The organism is Vibrio alfacsensis (assembly GCF_019670485.1).
Taxonomy (GTDB): domain Bacteria; phylum Pseudomonadota; class Gammaproteobacteria; order Enterobacterales; family Vibrionaceae; genus Vibrio; species Vibrio alfacsensis.
Map to the genome: position 1 here is coordinate 1,101,174 of NZ_AP024166.1, position 18,410 is coordinate 1,119,583.

The window sequence follows — 18,410 nt, forward strand, 5'->3', positions numbered from 1 at the left end:
CCCGAACCAAGCGCATGCTGTTACATTAAATTTAACAAGTGCGATAAATCAAAAAGGAATGACAGATGAGCAGTGGTCAAAGAGATATTACCCTCCGTTTTCTCGCTGAACCGGGGGATGTGAACTTCGGCGGGAAAGTCCATGGTGGTGCGGTAATGAAGTGGATCGATTTAGCCGCTTATGCTTGTAGCGCTGCGTGGAGTGGCAAATACTGTATCACCGCGTATGCTGGCGGCATTCGTTTTGTTGCTCCCATTCATGTGGGTAACTTGGTCGAAGTCAGTGCAAAAGTCATCTACACCGGACGCACTTCAATGCACATTGCGATTGATGTCCAAGCAAGCGACCCAAAAGTGCTAAAAAATCGTCTGACAACGCACTGCATTGTTATCATGGTCGCGGTGGATGAGAATGGCAAACCAACAGATGTGCCAAAGTGGGTTCCGGAATCAGACGAAGATAAAGCGTTAGAGCAATCGGCTATCCGCCTTATGAACATGCGTAAAGAGATTGGCGAAGAAATGGAAGCTCACGTCAAGTATTTGAAATCGCCCTATTAGTAACTGACAACTGACAACTGACAACTGACAACTGCGGGTTTCTACTCTCTCCAACCCCATCATGCAAAATCACAGTACGAAGCAATATCATGATTACGACGTTTTTCAAGGTTGTTGTCATCATTTGCTTCGTATTGTCATAAATATTTCACCAAGATCTGCTTAAATTCTCTGACTTGTTCGGCGTTGTATAGAGTTAGGATCTTGAAATTACAAAGCACAACTTTAAGTGAGAGCACACTAACCAACTTGAAAGCAGTGGAATACCAATGGGTACGCACCATGTATGTCGAGGGTTATAACGAAGCTGAAATTAACCACTACATTCAAGCGTGCTTTGGTGGTGATTCCACGTTCGCGAACTTGTTTCGTCGGGTCGCTCTGCAACAAGAAAGCCTCTATACCTTACTGCAATACGTTGGCTGTGCTCCCTCAAGCCGAGAGTTTTAACTTACGCCCGCTTACCCTTTCGTATGCCCCTACTTTTTAAGATATTTATGTGATGTGCTACGCAACGCAGTTTTGAGCATCTGTGTAATCCATTACAAAATCGCTAATCTCTAATCAAAACATAACAACATATATCTGTTTAAAAGACAGACATAAAAAAACCTGAGTCTAGACTCAGGTTATGGTTACAAAAACTGTTAGTGATTAAAGCGTAAGGAACTAAGCTAACAGCCAGCTATGCGTAACGCCAACAAAAAGCGGATATTACTGATCGGCGGCCAAACCAAAATTGTAATATCAACGCTATTTAAAAGGGCGACCTGTTGGTCGCCCTATTTCTTATTATTCGGTTTACGTTAAGACTTAATGACCAATTAAGAATTAACCTTTCACACCACCAGCTGTTAGACCACCAACAAGCCAGCGTTGAGCAAGTAAGAATACCGCTGTAATTGGTACTGCTGAAAGTACCGCAGCCGCTGCAAAGTCACCCCATAGGTAGTTTTGTGGGTAAAGATACTGTTGCATACCAACTGCTAACGTGTACGAGTTTACATCAGATAGCAGCAGTGACGCTACAGGAACTTCACCGATCACCATGATAAATGACAGAATAAACACTACTGCTAGGATTGGCACAGAAAGTGGCAACAGTACCAAACGGAATGCTTGCCATGGTGTTGCACCATCTAGCGCTGCCGCTTCTTCTAGAGAAGAGTCGATACTCTCGAAGTAACCTTTAATCGTCCATACGTGCAGTGCAATACCACCCAAGTAAGCGAAGATCAAACCACCGTGGGTATTCAATCCTAAGAACGGAATGTACTGACCCAACTTATCAAACAGAGCGTAAAGCGCAACCAGTGCCAATACTGCAGGGAACATCTGGAAGATCATCATCGCTTTAAGGATGGTGTTCTTGCCTTTGAACTTCATACGAGCAAACGCATAAGCAGATGTTGTTGACAGTGCCACAATCAAAATTGCAGAAATACCGCCTACTTTTACTGAGTTCCACAGCCATGTCATTACTGGGAATGGCGGTGGTGTCACCGAACCATCAGCATTCGTAACAGACATACCCAGAGCCAGTTTCCAGTGATCCAATGTTGGGTTATCCGGAATCAAGCTACCCGTCGCGAAGTTACCCTCACGGAATGAAATTGCGATGATCATCAACAGTGGGAAGATAATCAGAGCTAAGAATGCCCACATTGCTGCATGCGTAGCCCAAACTCGATATTTTAATGACTTGCCTTGTACCATTGCCATTATGATGTCTCCTTAATCTTGAGCTACTTTCGTTACACGTAGGTTGAGTAGAGCTAACGCGCCAACCAACAGGAAGATCAGTGTTGCTACTGCACTTGCTAGACCAAAGTCTTGGCCACCAGCACCCTCAAACGCGATACGGTACGTGTAGCTAACCAATAGGTCTGTGTAACCTGCAGGCTCTGACGTGCCGATCATGTTCGGGCCACCACCTGTCAACAATTGAATTAAAACAAAGTTGTTGAAGTTAAAAGCAAAGCTCGCAATCAATAGTGGCGTTAATGGCTTAAGCATCATTGGTAGCGTGATACGTGTGAAGTTGGTAATAAAGTTCGCACCATCAATCGCAGACGCTTCATATAAGTCTTCTGGAATCGCCTTCAACAAGCCCATACACAGAATCATCATGTAAGGGAAGCCTAACCAAGTGTTCACAATCAGGATCATTGTCTTCGCTAGGAACGGGTCAGAGAACCACGCAGGGCTTATACCAAACAGCCCCTCTAACAACATATTGATCTCACCAAAGCTTTGGTTAAATAGACCTTTAAAAATCAAGATAGAGATAAACGCTGGTACCGCATAAGGTAAGATAAGCAATAAACGGTAGACAGAACGTCCTTTCAACGCTTCCCATTGCACAACACTTGCCAATACAAGGCCAATCACTAACGTAAACAGTACCGTCAATGCTGAGAACACAATGGTCCAAATGAAAATACTAATAAATGGTTCTTTGATGCCGTCGTCTTTCCACACACGTTCAAAGTTGTGAGTACCAATGCTAACCACAAAACCAGGTGAAACTGTGTCACCAACAAATTGACCATTTGCATCAACTGGTTGGTAGTAACCGACTTCCATATTAGGGCGCAGCAGTTCTTCCGTGCGGTTGTTGTAAAGTGACTCACCGTCTTCTTGTAATGTATACAATGGTACAACCGCTGCAAACTTACGCAGACCGCTCATACGAATATCATCACCGTTTGGCAGGTGAAGATCGACCCCACTCAACGCACTACGATTTTTAACAATCGTTTTGATCGGCTCTTTTTCGCCTGTTGGCTCTTGAGTGATTGGCGTTAAATCGAAATCGGTCGCTGAAAGTCCGTTAAGTGTGAAGTTTGGTGTCGCAAGAAGCTCACCGTTTTTCTTCACCACAATTTGGTGGCCTTGTTCAGTTTTGTACAAGGTAAACGGGTAACTTTCACCACTTTGATAGGTTCTATCCAGCAGTACGGTTTGTGCACGATCGAACGATAATTGGTTTTTTGCACTGTAGTTAGTAAACGCCAATCCTATGGTGTACGCCAATGGGAAAAGGATGAACAGAATCATCCCGGCGATACCTGGGTAAATATAACGATGTGCGTAAGTCTTTTTACTACCGAAAATATACAGCGCTAAACCGGTAAGAATAAGCGTCAGTAACGCAAAAGCGATCTCACCGCGAGAATACATTAGGATAGTAGCGTAGCCATTGATAATGCCGACTGTGCCTAATAGTGCCCATTTGATAAACACTTTTTTGCTGCTCGGAAGGTTGGCTTCTGGTGCTGTCATAGCATTTGTACCTTGAACTGACTGCATAGGGAACCTGCTAGCGAATATTGAATAAATATAGAAAAGTAAGGAGGAGTTGCCCCCTCCTTAAAAGGTGTTGCTGAATTATTTAGTCATTTGTTTTTCTGCGTCAGCAAGTGCTGCATCTACAGTTTGACGACCATCTACAACGTTGATGATTGCGTTCTTAGCTGCACCCCAGAATGCGTTCATTTGTGGGATGTTTGGCATGATTTCGCCGTTCATTGCGTTGTCCATTGTCGCAGCGATACGAGTATCCGCATCTAGCTCTTTTTGGAACGAGTTAAGCGCAACCGCACCTAGTGGCTTGTCATTGTTAACCATACGTAGACCATCGTTAGTCAATAGGTAGTTCTCAATGAACTCGACAGCTAGATCTTTGTTAGGTGATGCAGTGCTGATACCCGCAGTCAGTACGCCTACGAATGGCTTAGAAGATTGACCTTGGAATTTAGGTAGTGTTGCCACACCGTAGTTGATACCAGACTTCTCGATGTTGCCCCAAGACCATGGACCGTTGATCGTCATCGCCGTGTTGCCTTGGTTAAACGCAGACTCAGATACTGAGTAGTCCATATCTGCTGAGATAACGCCCTTATCAACAAGACCTTTCACGAAGTTCATTGCGTCTTTCACGCCCTCGTTCGCGATACCAGCATCTTCTACATTGTAGCCGTTGCCTGTGTATTTAAACGCGTAGCCACCATCAGCCGCCATTAGTGGCCATGTGAAGTACGGTTCTTTTAGGTTCCACATAATTGCAGATTTGCCGTCTTTCTTAAGTTTTGCGTCTAGCTCTGCAACTTCTTCCCATGTTTTTGGTGGGTTTGGAACCAAGTCTTTGTTGTAGATTAGAGATAGAGATTCAACCGCAACTGGGTAGCCAATCAGTTTGCCGTTGTAGCTCACTGCATCCCATGCGAAATCAACGATGCCATCTTTTACTTCTTTAGATGGTTTGATTTCTGCTAGAAGACCCGCTTCTGCGTAACCACCGAAACGGTCGTGAGCCCAGAATACGATATCAGGACCATCACCCGTTGCCGCTGTTTGTGGGAACTTGTCTTGTAGGCCATCTGGGTGAGCAACTGTTACTTTGATACCCGTGTCTTCCTCAAACTTCTTACCAACTTCCGCAAGGCCGTTGTAACCTTTATCACCGTTGATCCAGATAGTGAGTTGTCCTTCCTCGATAGCAGCATTTGCACCAAAAGAACCTAAAGCAACCAGAGTACCCAGTGCTACAGCGCTTAATTTTTTCATGTTCGTATCCTTTTTATATTTTTGATGTAGGGCTAGTCCATTGAGGTTCAGCCATATTTCGACATATATCATCTGTAATAATCCACTATGTCTCATCCTCCTAATCCCTACGCCCTTGCAATTATGACGTATTTTCGTGATCTTCATCTCCCAGGGTTAGCGACTCAAATCACAAAATGGATACGAGCTGTGATCGATTTCAACTTTACGCCACGCAATTATGTGATTTCCGCCCAACTGCGTGATTCCTCCTCCTTTTGGACTCCTCCCTACCTACTCCCCCCACAATAATTTCTATTAGGAGGATGTAGCAGTGAACACAATCTTAGAAACTGCAGTCATCCAAGAGTGGATGGTAAGAACCCTTTTCCAGCAGTACCTACCCTATAGGTCATTGTTTGCTGGTTTTACATTGCCATACGAGTGGAATGTCATTGTTTGTATTGTTAGTGGTAAATGATTCACGGGGGAGACGATGCGAATAATGTGGGGGAGAGAAACTCGTATTTGGCTATGATGGGTAGTGCTCCTATTTCAGGACATTTGGAGCACTACCCAGTTTTTCTTACCAACCGATAACTTACCAATTCCTACTGTTACTGCTCGCGATAAAATTCATATAATGATGAGCGGTGAAAAATAAAAATTGATCGAGGACGAGCTACATGGCGAGTGTCACGTTAAAAAATGTTTGTAAAGCGTATGGCGACGTACTGATTTCTAAAAACGTAGATCTAGAAATTAACGAAGGTGAATTCGTTGTTTTCGTTGGCCCATCAGGCTGTGGTAAATCTACTCTTCTACGTTGTATTGCCGGTCTTGAAGACATTACTTCTGGTGATTTGTATATTGGTGACGAGCGCATGAACGACGTAGAACCATCCAAACGTGGTGTTGGTATGGTGTTCCAGTCTTACGCGCTTTACCCTCACCTAAATTTATACGACAACATGTCATTTGGTCTGAAACTGGCTAAAGCAGACAAAGCAGAAATCGACAAGCGCGTTGAACACGCCGCTGAAATTCTTCAATTAGGTCACTTGCTGGAACGTCAGCCTAAAGCGCTGTCAGGTGGTCAACGTCAACGTGTTGCTATCGGTCGTACTCTTGTTTCACAGCCGAATGTTTTCCTACTGGATGAGCCATTATCAAACCTTGATGCGGCTTTACGTGTAAACATGCGCGCTCAGATCACTAAGCTACAACGCCAGCTAGGCTGTACCATGATCTACGTAACGCACGATCAGGTAGAAGCGATGACGATGGCAGATAAAATTGTGGTTCTAGACGGCGGTTTTGTATCACAAGTAGGTAAGCCATTGGAGCTATACCACTACCCACAAAACCGTTTCGTTGCAGGCTTCATTGGTTCTCCAAAAATGAACTTCATGAGCGTATTCATTGATGAAGTCGAAGCAGAACGCGTGAAAGTTCAGCTATCAAACGGCACTTCTTTCTGGATCCCTGTGGATGGAACGACAGTTAACCGCGGCGACCGCATGTCTCTAGGTGTTCGCCCTGAGCACCTACTTTCTGCGTCAGAGGCAGAGGCATCGATCCACGGTGAAGTGATGATTGTTGAGAAACTTGGTAATGAAACACAAGTTTACTTGAACCTAGAAGGCGCTGACGCTGACGTTATTTTCCGTCAACCAGACACATTAGATGTTGATACTGGCGATAAACTAGAAATCGGCATTCCAGCTCACCGCTGCCACTTATTCCATAGTGATGGCCGTGCTTGCCGTCGTCTATTCCAAGAAATGGGCGTAGAAGCTTAATATACACCTTTGCATGCTGCCAATCCCTCTCAATCGAGAGGGATTTTTTTTATCTAAAACTCGATAAGTATTTATCCATGCAATTTCGTTATGAACGCGGCAAACTGAACCGTATAATGTCTGCTTATCCCCCCAATTAAGAGCATCCATCATGTCATCTCATCCAACGAAAATTACTTTTTTTGAATTCCTAACTCCGCTTATCACGGCGGGCAAAAAGACCATCACCATCCGTGACGAATCAGAAAGCCACTATGTACCCAATACCGAAGTGGAAGTGTTTACTCTAGAGACAGACCGCAAAGTTTGTAACATCAAAATCTTATCAGTCGCTCCGCTCAAATTTGAGGACATCAATGAATTTCACGCCGAGCAAGAAGCCATTGAACTGCCAAAACTAAAAGAACTTATTCGTGAAATTTACCCAAATATCGATGAGCTCTATGTGATTGAATACGAGTTGATCAAATAACACCCAGGAACCACTAGACGACTGGTCTAATTTTGTTTATGGTAGATTCATGAACGCAAAAACGAACGATACTCGTCAACACATCTTAGATGTCGGCTACCAATTGGTCGTCGCCAAAGGCTTTACTAGCGTAGGGTTATCCGAATTGCTCAAAGTAGCGGATGTACCCAAGGGATCTTTCTATCACTACTTTAAGTCAAAAGAACAATTTGGTGAGGCTTTAATTGAAGATTACTTCACGCGTTATCTTAAAATGATAAAGGCTCACTTTTCAGAAAGTGATGGATCTGGTTGTGATCGCATCCTCAGTTACTTTGAACGTTGGATGGCTATCGAAAATGGCCAATGCAACGCCAACAAATGCCTAGTCGTCAAGCTGAGTGCTGAAGTATCCGATCTGTCTGATGCGATGCGAATCAAACTCGCCAGCGGCGCGAGTCAGGTTGTGAAAGCCATTGAAGAGTGTATTCAAATGGGTATTGAAGATGGCTCGATTCAAGTTACCTCTGCCGAACAAACGGCCCATTTAGTCTATCACCAATGGATCGGTGCAAGTTTACTTAATAAGCTCTATCAAGATCGTTCTGGTTTAATGCGCAGCTTTGAAAGCACTCAGAGCATGCTTAGAAAACATTCTGATCATGAACTGAAAACAACCAAACGAAGCAAAGACGCCTCTCACTAAACAGCTACACTTAATCCGCCTTAATCTTTTCATAAAAAGTACGGCGGATTTTTTAGGAACCATAACTAGACGACTGGTCTAATAATAAATAAGGAAACAACATGACTCCAACACATAACCGTCAAATCGTTCTCGCCAATCGCCCAGTGGGCTCTCCAGTTCAAAGTAACTTTCGATTAGAGCAAACGGCTATCCCTACACCAAACGAGGGCGAAGTGCTTCTGCGCAGCGTGTATCTATCACTAGATCCCTACATGCGTGGACGTATGAGTGACGCGAAATCTTACGCTGATCCCGTTGAAATCAACGATGTAATGGTTGGAGGGACAGTGTGTCAGGTTGTAGCTTCTCGCCGTTCTGATTATGAAGAAGGTGAGTGGGTGGTCGCTTATACCGGTTGGCAAGATTACGCCCTATCTAACGGCGATGGCTTGTTCAAGTTAGGCAGCGAGCCAACTCACCCGTCTTACGCGTTAGGTGTTTTAGGCATGCCCGGCTTTACCGCTTATGTGGGTCTACTGGAAATCGGACAACCTAAGGTTGGTGATACGCTCGTTGTCGCAGCGGCAACAGGCGCGGTTGGCTCTATGGTGGGTCAAATCGGTAAACTAAAAGGCTGCCGAGTGATTGGTGTTGCAGGCGGCGCAGAGAAGTGCCAGTACGCAAAAGACACCTTAGGGTTCGATGATTGTCTTGATCACACCGCAGAAGACTTTGCAGAGCAGCTCGCAGCAATATGCGACAAAGGCATCGATATCTACTTTGAAAACGTAGGCGGAAAAGTCTTTGATGCGGTACTACCTCTTCTTAATGTCGGCGCTCGTGTACCGCTATGTGGCTTGATCTCTCAATACAATGCCACGTCTCTACCTGACGGCCCAGATCGTATGTCGATGCTGATGGGTAACATTCTGGTAAAACGCATCAAGATGCAAGGATTCATCATTTTCGATCACGATGAGCACAGCTACACCAATTTTGTTAAAGACGTGAGCCAATGGCTCGCAGAGGGAAAAATTCACTACCGTGAGCACTTAGTTCAAGGGTTGGAAAATGCGCCAGAAGCTTTCATTGGTCTTCTGGAAGGCAAAAATTTTGGCAAGTTGGTTATCCAAACCAATCAACCACTGTAAATAAAAGGAATTTTCAATGATCAAGTTACATCATTTAAACCAATCTCGTTCAAAGCGAATCATATGGCTACTGGAAGAACTCGGCGTCGATTATGAAGTGGTCCCTTACCTCCGTGATAATGTCAGCTTTTTAGCCCCACCAGAGCTAAAGAGTATCCATCCTTTGGGTAAGTCACCTGTTTTAGAGGATGACGATGAGGTCGTAATAGAATCCGGTGCGATCACTGAATACCTAATAGACAAATACGGCGATGGTCGTTTTGTACCACAACGAGGCACAAAAGCTTACACCCAGTACCTTCAGTGGATGCACTTTGCAGAAAGCTCGGCAATGGTGCCACTGTTACTAAAAATGTTTGTCGCTAAAGACGGTACACCGACCAACTTTCTTGCAGACTATGCAGATGCCGAAACCATGAAAGTAATGGGTTACGTTGATGAGTGCCTCGAGGGTAAACAATACCTTGTTGAAGATCGCCTCACTGGCGCGGACTTTATGATGTCATTTATTGTCGATGTGTTAAATAAATTTGGTGTTATCGAACGCTTCCCAAACATTCAACGCTACGGCGCTCAACTCGCATCACATCCAAGTTTACTCAAAGCCGAAGCGCTTGAAGTTAAATATGGGTAATCTCTAACTCAGTAGATAACTGATTTCTGTCTATTTTTGTGATCACTGAATTGGGCAGAAATCATTTCCACGACAGATGATTGAAATGACAAATTAATCCACACGATTAATATTGTTAATTAAGCAAAACATGATATTTAACAACACGTTAAAGGATAGGTGATACCTATCACATTGATTGTTAATAACTGTTTTTTTATTCTCATTTATGGCGTTATTCTCCTCGCATAAATTTCAGCAACCACTGAAAACTCAGATTTAATATCACTATTGCAAGGAAACTCGAATGAGCAAGAAACTGACCACTGCAGCTGGCTGCCCTGTTGCCCATAACCAAAATGTTATGACTGCAGGCCCTCGTGGCCCTCAACTACTACAAGATGTTTGGTTCCTTGAAAAACTAGCACATTTTGATCGTGAAGTGATCCCAGAGCGTCGTATGCACGCAAAAGGTTCTGGAGCTTACGGTACATTTACTGTGACTCACGACATCACTCAATACTCTCGTGCAAAAATCTTCTCAGAGATCGGCAAAAAAACTGACCTATTCGCTCGTTTTACGACAGTAGCGGGTGAACGTGGTGCGGCTGATGCAGAGCGCGACATTCGTGGTTTTGCATTGAAATTTTACACTGAAGAGGGTAACTGGGATTTAGTTGGTAACAACACACCAGTATTCTTTCTACGTGATCCTCTAAAATTCCCAGATCTAAACCACGCGGTAAAACGCGACCCTCGCACTAACATGCGCAGCTCAACAAATAACTGGGATTTCTGGACATCACTACCAGAAGCGTTCCACCAAGTGACCATCGTAATGAGTGATCGTGGTATCCCTGCTTCTTACCGTCATATGCATGGTTTTGGTAGCCACACATTCAGCTTCATCAACGCAGAAAACGAGCGTTACTGGGTGAAATTCCACTTCAAAACTCAACAAGGCATCAAAAACCTAACTGACCAAGAAGCTGAAGCGATCGTAGGTAAAGACCGCGAAAGCCACCACCGTGACCTTTACGAGGCAATTGAGCGTCAAGACTTCCCTAAATGGAAGATGTACGTACAGATCATGCCTGAACTAGAAGCGGATGAAGTCAACTTCAACCCATTCGACCTAACAAAAGTATGGTCTCAAAAAGATTACCCACTGATCCCTGTTGGTGAGTTCGAACTGAACCGTAACCCAGAAAACTTCTACGCAGAAGTTGAACAATCAGCGTTCAACCCAGCAGCAGTCGTACCAGGCATCGGTTTCTCTCCAGACAAGATGCTACAAGGTCGTTTGTTCGCATACGGCGATGCTCAGCGTTACCGTCTGGGTGTGAACCATCACCAAATCCCAGTGAACGCACCTCGTTGCCCTGTACATAGCTACCACCGCGACGGTGCAATGCGTGTCGATAACAACTTTGGTTCTACTATTGGTTACGAGCCAAACTACAAGCAAGAATGGGCTGAGCAACCAGATTACTCTGAGCCACCACTGCGCATCAACGGCAACGCTGACCACTTTGATCACCGTGTAGATGAAGACTACTTCAGCCAAGCGGGTGACCTATTCCGCCTAATGAGCGAAGAGCAACGTCAAGTTCTGTTCGATAACACTGCTCGTGCAATGGATGGTGTGCCAGAGTTCATCAAAGAGCGTCACGTTCAACACGCTTACCAAGCGGACGAAGCCTACGGTAAAGGCCTTGAGGTTGCACTAGGCTTAAACAAGTAAGCTAACGCTGTAATCATCACACTGCGTGACGAATAGACATAAAAAAGGAGGAGCTCGAATGCACCTCCTTATTTCAAATCACTAATCACAAGCAATGCTCAAGGAGATTCATTATGATCAACTTACGTTTCTTTAAGCTCTTTGATACCAAAGAACTGTTTATCTATTACTGATACTGATTTTCAAATTATTACTGATTTTTAGCGACGGCTTTAATCAATACTGACGTATCCATACGACCCAAACCATCACGCTGGAGATCAGCGTATTGCTCATCCACTTTCTTTGTCAGCGGTAACTCTAAGCCCACTCGCTCTGCTTCTTGCAGACAAAAGCCTAAATCTTTACGCATCCAATCGATAGCAAAACCAAAATCAAACTTATCTTGCGCCATGGTATTTGCGCGATTTTCCATCTGCCATGAACCTGCCGCGCCGTGCTTTAGCGTCTCCACGACTTGAGCAATGTCTAGGCCTGATTTTTGCGCCAGCAGCAGTGCCTCACTCAAACCTTGCAGTACACCACCGATACAGATTTGGTTTACCATTTTACAGCGTTGACCTTGGCCATTTTCTCCTAGTAGCGTCATTTGCTTCGCGTACACATCCATTACCGGAGAAACGCGGTCAAAAGCACTCTGCTCGCCACCACACATGATGGTCAACACGCCATTTTCTGCGCCAGCCTGGCCGCCGGAAACAGGGGCATCGACAAAATGATTACCGTATTTCGCACATGCATCAGCAAGCTCGACCGCGAGATCTGCCGATGTCGTCGTGTGATCAACCAACACTGCGTCCGCTTTTAAGCCAACCAAAATGCCCTCTTCACCGTATACAACGCTGCGCACGTCATCATCATTGCCTACACACATGAAAACGATATCACAGCCCTCTGCGGCTTCACGTGGCGTCTCACACACCACTCCTTGATACTCTGACGCCCACTTTTCAGCTTTCACTTTGGTACGGTTATAAACTTTGGTTTCAAAGCCAGCCTTGCTTAAGTAACCCGCCATTGGGTATCCCATTACACCCAAACCAATAAATGCGACTTTTTGTTTTTCCATTGCAAGCCTCCTTGAATTCAAACTCATTGTGTTTTCTGCATGTTACTATTCCCGCATCTTACTAAATTAGTCAGAACATTACTTGTAATAAGTATCAACTAGATATGCATAATAAATGGCATTAGCACAGGTAAAACAACGCTCACTGAGAGGGCCAATGTAACTAATGATGGTATGGCATCTTTCCATGTATCAAAGCGAAAATGGAAGAACATAGCACCAATAGATGTAAATGCGATCAACCCCGCACCCATTGCACTGAGCTCGTTATTGGCAAATATCAATCCGATTAACATCAAAATCGCACCTGTTGCTTCGACTAATCCCACCAAAAACATGGCTGCTCGATTGAGGCCATACTTATGGAAAAAAGCAAGTTGAGTTTCAAAAATAGGCTTTACCCAACCGATAACTTTGATCGAACTAGCAAACAAGAAAAACGCGATTAACAACCCTTGAACAAAAGACATAATTTTAACTCCAAGCAAATGATGGAAGCATTAAAGCATTCCACTTATAACTTAACTAGGCTAGTATTCAGCTTATTACCATTCCAAATAGGAATGCATTATGGATAAATTTGCGTGTTTGAAAGTCTTTTGTCGCGTGTCTCAACTCGGCTCATTTACAGCAGCAGCGAATGAACTTAATACAACCCAAAGTGCCATTAGCAAGAAGATCGCTTGGCTTGAGAAAGAGGTCGGGATTACCCTTTTTCATCGGCATGCACGTGCTATCAGCCTAACGCCAAACGGCAAGCAATACCTCGCTATTGCACAAGAACTCACCGAACGAATCGATTCCTTTGAATCTCAACTCAGACAGGAACAAGCATCCGTCTCTGGTGAATTAAAGCTCTCGGTTCCAAGTGCGTTCAGTGTGCGTCTACTGTCTGAACCTTTAAGCAACTTTCTTGGTCAGCACCCTGATGTGTCGGTGGATGTTTCCGTATCCGATAAGTTCGTCGATTTAGTTGAGGGAAATGTCGACATTGCAATTCGCGCCGCCTCTTTAAAAGACTCGGGGTTAAAGGCACGCTGGTTAATGGATAATGAATTGGTGTATTTTGCATCACCAGACTATCTCGAGCGTCATGACCCAATATTATCAGCAAGAGATTTAACTGAGCATTCTTGCCTAACCTACTCACTATCAACGCCATCAAATCTATGGCGTTTTCACAATGGTACCGACTCAATAAAAGTCAAAGTAAAAGAGCAGGTAAAGAGTGACAGTCCTGAAATGTTGGTTCAAATGGCCAAGTTAGGACAAGGGATTGCGGCGATGCCAAAATGGATGGTGGAGAAAGAAATCAAAGACGGCAAGTTAACGCAAATTCTAGAGCACTATCAAACCATTAAGTTACCTATGTATCTCGTGTATAAAGATAGTGAGCATCAACCACAGCGCATTCGTGCTTTTATCGATTTCTTAGTTCAATACTTTGTTCAAAAATAAAAATGCTCCATCGTGTTGATGGAGCAATCTCATCTCATGTTCAATAGTCAGACAAACACGCTTAGCATTTAAGAGGTTCTCCTCGCTTGTAACAGTGCCGTGGCATTAAGCATTGCGTCCTTAGTACTGACGTCGATCACTTTCATATTGCGAAAACGCTCTGGTTTTTTAATCGCGACGTCATGGGCAAAAATAACGAACTTTGCTCTTACGATATCTTTTTCAGTAATTCGATTGATAATGCCGTTTGCACCTTGCGTTTCGACTTTAATCTTAATACCCAGAGCACAAGCCGCCTTTTCAAGAGACTTCGCCGCCAAGAAAGTGTGCGCCACACCTGATGGACAAGATGTTACGGCAAGAATATCCGCTTCTCCCTCTCCCGTTACCGACGTCGAGGTTTGGCGACCTCCCAGCATGTTGTCATCTTCTGTCACGGTTTTCTTCAATGCGATCACAATCAGCGCGGTCGTCAGTGAGCCAACCATCGTGCCGATGATGTAACCGAGCTTTCCATCAACGACGGGAAGCACAATCCAACCACCCCATGGTGCGTGGTTAATCACATGGAACATAAACCCGATCACATTACCAACAATACCACCCGCAACAATCGCAGGCAGCACTCGAGCAGGGTCACCAGCCGCAAATGGAATCGCACCCTCGCTGATACCTATCATTCCCATGATGCCCGCCGCTTTACCCGCTTCACGTTCATCACGTTTAAATTTCTTCGGCGATAGAAACGTCGCTAACGCCATACCAAGTGGTGGCGTACAAATTGCGATGCCGACGCCACCCATAAGCCAAGGCTGTGTATTGACTTGTGTTTGGGCAAATAAGGTCGCCACTTTGTTGATTGGCCCACCCATATCAAATGCCGTCATCGCACCAAGTACAGTACCTAGCATGATTTTTCCTGAGCCTGCCATGCCAGTGAGGACTTCGTTCATCGTTGTCATGGCATTCGCGATTGGCGCACCTATCACCCACATCACAGCGCCACAGGTTAAGAACGTACCTACCAATGGGTAAATGAAGATAGAACCGAGGGAGCTCATGCTGTCTGGTAATTGTATCTTCTTCAGCAACCAGACGACGTAGCCGGCGAAAAAACCGACAACTATCGCCCCTAAAAAGCCCGTATTATAATGACTGACTGCAATCCAGGTTCCTATCATGCCAGGTGCGAGACCGGGTTTATCTGCTATGGAATAGGCAATATACCCACCAAGGACGAGCGTAAATAGCGTTAAACCTGCGATGCCCATTTGAGCAATATCGGCCAAAATACCGTTTTCTGGAACCGCGCCTTGTCCGGTGATCATGACCGACAACGATAACAAAACGCCACCAGCCACAATAAATGGGATCATGTGTGATGTGCCATACAGAAGATGTTCTTTCATGCGGCCCAGACTTTGCGCCCAAGGACTTAGCGGCTCGGGGTCAAACGCTAAAGAATGGATGTCTGATTCAGGAGTATTCGTCTGAATGTCGGTAAGTAAGGCGCGAGCTTGCTCGACCGTTTCAGCTTGTTTTAACTGACAAACAAAACCGTCTTCAATGATTTTGGTGGAGATTTGTGCCAACACCTCGATGTGGTGATGATCATGACCATCAGGCGAGGCCAGCATAAAAAAAACATGGGATAACTCACCATCGTCAGCACCATAGTCAATGCCATCACGACTGATCCCAACCGCTACAGCAGGTTTCGCGACGGCATAACTCTTGGCATGAGGAATGGCAATACCCTCATCAAAGCCGGTATTGCCAATCTCTTCTCGCTTCCAAATATCCGCCAAGAACTGACTTTTGCTAGTGAGCTTGCCCGCCGCGTCCAACATGTCGACGAGCTCTTTGAGCGCTTCATCTTTCGTTTGAGCCTTCAAGTTTAAGCAAATCGTTTCCGGCTCAATAAGGTTTGTAATGTCCATTGTTTGTACCTTGCAATGTTCACGCTCGAACATAGATTAACCACCTAGCACTCCCTGAGATACAGGACAAAAAGTGCATTAACTGGATTAATGTAACATGAAATTTAAATTGTGATAGAGCTCTTGCGTTTACCCGCTTTAAATCCGTTCTTTCGTGGACCTCTGTGCTAATATCCACAAAAAAATAATACGGATAGAACATGAAAATCGTAGCGGTGACAGCATGCCCTACCGGCATCGCTCATACTTATATGGCAGCAGATGCATTGATGAAAGCGGCGCCAAAGCATAACCTACAAATTAAAGTCGAAACACAAGGCGCAATGGGGATCGAGAACCAACTCACGCCGCATGATATTGCCCAAGCCGATCGTGTGCTTATCGTATCCGATATTGAGATCGAACAGCCAGGCCGCTTTGAGGGCACAAACAAAATTCAAATCCCGATTGAAGATGTGTTGCTCAACGTCGATAAAGTGTTTCTTGTACACTGTCGATAATTCACGCTGATGAACGAATATCAAATTACTTTCTTTGTTGATGATACAAACGCCAGTGCCCATGTAGCACAGCCGCTTTATCGCGTGGCAAAAAAATTCAAAAGCACCTTACGCATCATTAATATCACGCAAAATCGCACCGCAGAACTGACTCGCTCTCTCGCGGTGCTTCAAGTTGGTTTGCAACAAGGCGATCTTTGTCAAATTACCGCGATTGGCATCGATGCGGAACTGGCTTGCTTTGTCATTAAAGACATCGTCGCGGAGCACTTTACCGTTGTGGGCTCTCAGATTAATTATGAATTTTCCAGCCAACTCGCCACCCGCCTGCCACAAATTTGCCCACCCAGTGAGATTCAGTGGCACTATGCCAAAGCACATACAGAATTAACCAAATTTGAGTGTTTAAAAGGGCTTGCTCAACTGATCCATCCCATTCACCCAGATGAATTGATTCTCGCTTTTGTGAAACGAGAAGAGCGATCGTCGACTTGTGTCACACCAGGCATTGCGCTGCCACATGTCATGTTCGATGGTGTGGAGCATATTTCTGTCGCCGTAATTGCGAACGAAAAACCTATGGATTGGGCTTCAAAAATGGGTAACGTTCATCTGGCTATAGCACTGGTAATACCGGCAAAGCCCACTCGAGAGCAAATCATCACCGCAACGAACTTAACCCGCAACTTGCTGACGGACCAAATGGCAACTCGGCTACTATCAACCAAAAGCAGCGTCGACTTACAGGCTCTCCTTATGTACGCCATGTCGAGACTGCTCGCTTAACCTTTACCGTTTTTCCGTTTTAAATTGAACCTCGATACTCTGTTGGCGTTCGGCCTGTACGGTTCTTAAATACGCGACAGAAGTAATTCACATCCTTAAATCCACAACGTAACGAAACGTCATTCAACTTGAAGTTATACTTTTTGAGCATGAACTTCGCGCGGTCTACTCGCACCCAAGTAATGTAATCTGCTAGCGTCATATGCCCTTGTTGGCGGAACAAGCGAGACAAATGATTGGCAGAAATACTAAATCGGGACGCAATGCTGTCGCGAGTAATTGGACGATGAAAGTTCTCTTGAATGTATATACAGATACCTTGATAAAGATCTTGCACACGGTTGTTCGACTGCTGCTCAATCGGCGCTTCAAGCATCGAATTCGCGTATTGCAATAAAGCTTGCAACAACAACTCATCCATTGGATTTTTATTGCATTCACGCGCCAATGAACTCAACGCTTCCAAAATGTTGTCGATAGCAAATCCAGAGCGTGTTTGAATACTGTGCTTTTGAATATCGTAAAAGCTCGCTTCGCCTTTGCGTTTACTGACAAAACTTAACCCCAACTGACGGCGGCCAAACAGAATGCTTAATACTGAGCAGTCAGAATCCCAGTCCGGCTTATTCCAACAGTTTGGTGGTATAAATATCGCATCTCCTGCTTTAGCGACAATATGCGATACTTTACGGTCATGACTTTCCATTTCATTGATATATTCACCAGAGAGCACCAATTCCAATCTAGGGAAATTAACCTGATAGCTAAATTCAGGTGGCGTATGAAAATCACCAGCAAACCAAATATTATGAAAGGGTTCTCGCTCACTTAATACTGATGAAATCAAATCATGAAAAACCATTATACGAACTCTTAATTACGCAACCATGATGCTATGACCATAGATATACACTGAACTGGATTTTTGTGCTATTGAGCGAAATCACAGTTCAAATTTAATGTTACAAAAATCCAGTTAACGAATCATTTTTCCAGTTACAAACAAGATTAGCACAAGCATAAAGCCATATATAACATAGCCAAAAGGCACAAACGAACAAATTACAACCATCCATCAGATTGCTACAGATATTCAGTCA

General features: G+C 44.5%; 19 protein-coding genes. 12 read left to right on the forward strand and 7 right to left on the reverse strand.

Annotation, left to right across the window (positions count from 1 at the left end; all coding sequences use genetic code 11):
* Positions 1-65 precede the first annotated feature (65 nt).
* Positions 66-560: an acyl-CoA thioesterase gene (locus tag VA249_RS19470; protein ID WP_128813210.1), complete on the forward strand. Its 495-nt coding sequence runs from the start codon at positions 66-68 to the stop codon at positions 558-560.
* A 204-nt stretch (positions 561-764) separates the two neighbouring features.
* Positions 765-1,010 carry a hypothetical protein gene (locus VA249_RS19475; RefSeq protein WP_128813211.1) on the forward strand — a complete coding sequence of 82 codons (246 nt, stop codon included), beginning with the start codon at positions 765-767 and terminating at the stop codon, positions 1,008-1,010.
* 381 nt (positions 1,011-1,391) lie between these two features.
* Here the strand turns inward: VA249_RS19475 and malG are convergent, their stop codons facing one another.
* The 3 genes from malG to malE form a co-directional block, all read right to left on the reverse strand.
* Entirely contained in the window at positions 1,392-2,282 is an 891-nt protein-coding gene (gene malG, locus VA249_RS19480) for a maltose ABC transporter permease MalG (RefSeq protein ID WP_221070474.1), read from the reverse strand.
* Between the two features lie 12 nt (positions 2,283-2,294).
* Entirely contained in the window at positions 2,295-3,872 is a 1,578-nt protein-coding gene (malF, locus tag VA249_RS19485; RefSeq protein WP_211916643.1) for a maltose ABC transporter permease MalF, read from the reverse strand.
* A gap of 78 nt (positions 3,873-3,950) precedes the next feature.
* Entirely contained in the window at positions 3,951-5,129 is a 1,179-nt protein-coding gene (gene malE, locus VA249_RS19490) for a maltose/maltodextrin ABC transporter substrate-binding protein MalE (protein ID WP_128813214.1), read from the reverse strand.
* Positions 5,130-5,442: 313 nt separating this feature from the next.
* On the opposite strand from malE, the gene VA249_RS19495 reads away from it, so the two are divergent.
* The 7 genes from VA249_RS19495 (at position 5,443) to katE2 (ending at position 11,557) form a co-directional block, all read left to right on the forward strand.
* Positions 5,443-5,589: a hypothetical protein gene (locus tag VA249_RS19495; RefSeq protein WP_164837309.1), complete on the forward strand. Its 147-nt coding sequence runs from the start codon at positions 5,443-5,445 to the stop codon at positions 5,587-5,589.
* Between the two features lie 205 nt (positions 5,590-5,794).
* On the forward strand, positions 5,795-6,910 hold the full coding sequence (gene malK, locus VA249_RS19500; RefSeq protein WP_128813215.1) for a maltose/maltodextrin ABC transporter ATP-binding protein MalK: 1,116 nt from the start codon (positions 5,795-5,797) through the stop codon (positions 6,908-6,910).
* A gap of 151 nt (positions 6,911-7,061) precedes the next feature.
* Positions 7,062-7,382, forward strand: coding sequence for a N(4)-acetylcytidine aminohydrolase (yqfB, locus tag VA249_RS19505; RefSeq protein ID WP_128813216.1), 321 nt, complete (start codon positions 7,062-7,064; stop codon positions 7,380-7,382).
* A 49-nt stretch (positions 7,383-7,431) separates the two neighbouring features.
* Positions 7,432-8,067, forward strand: a complete 636-nt coding sequence (locus tag VA249_RS19510) for a TetR/AcrR family transcriptional regulator (protein WP_221070476.1) — start codon at positions 7,432-7,434, stop codon at positions 8,065-8,067.
* A 101-nt stretch (positions 8,068-8,168) separates the two neighbouring features.
* The gene (locus VA249_RS19515) at positions 8,169-9,200 is read left to right on the forward strand and encodes an NADP-dependent oxidoreductase (protein WP_221070478.1); all 1,032 of its coding nucleotides are present in this window, start codon (positions 8,169-8,171) and stop codon (positions 9,198-9,200) included.
* 16 nt (positions 9,201-9,216) lie between these two features.
* Entirely contained in the window at positions 9,217-9,834 is a 618-nt protein-coding gene (locus VA249_RS19520; RefSeq protein ID WP_128813219.1) for a glutathione S-transferase family protein, read from the forward strand.
* A 286-nt stretch (positions 9,835-10,120) separates the two neighbouring features.
* Positions 10,121-11,557 carry a catalase KatE2 gene (katE2, locus tag VA249_RS19525; RefSeq protein WP_221070479.1) on the forward strand — a complete coding sequence of 479 codons (1,437 nt, stop codon included), beginning with the start codon at positions 10,121-10,123 and terminating at the stop codon, positions 11,555-11,557.
* A 190-nt stretch (positions 11,558-11,747) separates the two neighbouring features.
* Here katE2 and VA249_RS19530 read toward each other — a convergent pair whose 3' ends face one another.
* Both VA249_RS19530 and VA249_RS19535 read right to left on the reverse strand, forming a co-directional pair.
* Positions 11,748-12,626 carry an NAD(P)-dependent oxidoreductase gene (locus VA249_RS19530; RefSeq protein ID WP_221070480.1) on the reverse strand — a complete coding sequence of 293 codons (879 nt, stop codon included), beginning with the start codon at positions 12,624-12,626 and terminating at the stop codon, positions 11,748-11,750.
* A gap of 98 nt (positions 12,627-12,724) precedes the next feature.
* Positions 12,725-13,096 carry a DoxX family protein gene (locus tag VA249_RS19535; protein ID WP_221070481.1) on the reverse strand — a complete coding sequence of 124 codons (372 nt, stop codon included), beginning with the start codon at positions 13,094-13,096 and terminating at the stop codon, positions 12,725-12,727.
* Between the two features lie 100 nt (positions 13,097-13,196).
* Here VA249_RS19535 and VA249_RS19540 point away from each other — a divergent pair, with 100 nt between their 5' ends.
* The gene (locus tag VA249_RS19540) at positions 13,197-14,084 is read left to right on the forward strand and encodes a LysR family transcriptional regulator (RefSeq protein ID WP_221070482.1); all 888 of its coding nucleotides are present in this window, start codon (positions 13,197-13,199) and stop codon (positions 14,082-14,084) included.
* 68 nt (positions 14,085-14,152) lie between these two features.
* On the opposite strand, the gene VA249_RS19545 is transcribed toward VA249_RS19540, so the two are convergent.
* The gene (locus VA249_RS19545; RefSeq protein ID WP_221070483.1) at positions 14,153-16,024 is read right to left on the reverse strand and encodes a fructose-specific PTS transporter subunit EIIC; all 1,872 of its coding nucleotides are present in this window, start codon (positions 16,022-16,024) and stop codon (positions 14,153-14,155) included.
* 200 nt (positions 16,025-16,224) lie between these two features.
* On the opposite strand from VA249_RS19545, the gene VA249_RS19550 reads away from it, so the two are divergent.
* The gene (locus tag VA249_RS19550) at positions 16,225-16,524 is read left to right on the forward strand and encodes a PTS fructose transporter subunit IIB (protein WP_128813225.1); all 300 of its coding nucleotides are present in this window, start codon (positions 16,225-16,227) and stop codon (positions 16,522-16,524) included.
* Between the two features lie 9 nt (positions 16,525-16,533).
* Complete coding sequence (locus VA249_RS19555; protein ID WP_221070484.1) at positions 16,534-17,310, forward strand: PTS sugar transporter subunit IIA; 777 nt, start codon at positions 16,534-16,536, stop codon at positions 17,308-17,310.
* A gap of 19 nt (positions 17,311-17,329) precedes the next feature.
* Here the strand turns inward: VA249_RS19555 and VA249_RS19560 are convergent, their stop codons facing one another.
* Positions 17,330-18,172 carry a helix-turn-helix domain-containing protein gene (locus VA249_RS19560; protein ID WP_221070485.1) on the reverse strand — a complete coding sequence of 281 codons (843 nt, stop codon included), beginning with the start codon at positions 18,170-18,172 and terminating at the stop codon, positions 17,330-17,332.
* Positions 18,173-18,410 lie beyond the last annotated feature (238 nt).

Coding starts and splice junctions, on each gene's coding strand:
- VA249_RS19555 (WP_221070484.1), top strand. CDS start 16,534: ATGAACGAATATCAAATTACTTTCTTTGTTGATGATACAAACGCCAGT.
- VA249_RS19520 (WP_128813219.1), top strand. CDS start 9,217: ATGATCAAGTTACATCATTTAAACCAATCTCGTTCAAAGCGAATCATA.
- VA249_RS19515 (WP_221070478.1), top strand. CDS start 8,169: ATGACTCCAACACATAACCGTCAAATCGTTCTCGCCAATCGCCCAGTG.
- VA249_RS19530 (WP_221070480.1), bottom strand. CDS start 12,626: ATGGAAAAACAAAAAGTCGCATTTATTGGTTTGGGTGTAATGGGATAC.
- VA249_RS19550 (WP_128813225.1), top strand. CDS start 16,225: ATGAAAATCGTAGCGGTGACAGCATGCCCTACCGGCATCGCTCATACT.
- VA249_RS19540 (WP_221070482.1), top strand. CDS start 13,197: ATGGATAAATTTGCGTGTTTGAAAGTCTTTTGTCGCGTGTCTCAACTC.
- katE2 (WP_221070479.1), top strand. CDS start 10,121: ATGAGCAAGAAACTGACCACTGCAGCTGGCTGCCCTGTTGCCCATAAC.
- VA249_RS19535 (WP_221070481.1), bottom strand. CDS start 13,096: ATGTCTTTTGTTCAAGGGTTGTTAATCGCGTTTTTCTTGTTTGCTAGT.
- VA249_RS19560 (WP_221070485.1), bottom strand. CDS start 18,172: ATGGTTTTTCATGATTTGATTTCATCAGTATTAAGTGAGCGAGAACCC.
- VA249_RS19545 (WP_221070483.1), bottom strand. CDS start 16,024: ATGGACATTACAAACCTTATTGAGCCGGAAACGATTTGCTTAAACTTG.
- malG (WP_221070474.1), bottom strand. CDS start 2,282: ATGGCAATGGTACAAGGCAAGTCATTAAAATATCGAGTTTGGGCTACG.
- VA249_RS19470 (WP_128813210.1), top strand. CDS start 66: ATGAGCAGTGGTCAAAGAGATATTACCCTCCGTTTTCTCGCTGAACCG.
- yqfB (WP_128813216.1), top strand. CDS start 7,062: ATGTCATCTCATCCAACGAAAATTACTTTTTTTGAATTCCTAACTCCG.
- malE (WP_128813214.1), bottom strand. CDS start 5,129: ATGAAAAAATTAAGCGCTGTAGCACTGGGTACTCTGGTTGCTTTAGGT.
- malK (WP_128813215.1), top strand. CDS start 5,795: ATGGCGAGTGTCACGTTAAAAAATGTTTGTAAAGCGTATGGCGACGTA.
- VA249_RS19510 (WP_221070476.1), top strand. CDS start 7,432: ATGAACGCAAAAACGAACGATACTCGTCAACACATCTTAGATGTCGGC.
- malF (WP_211916643.1), bottom strand. CDS start 3,872: ATGCAGTCAGTTCAAGGTACAAATGCTATGACAGCACCAGAAGCCAAC.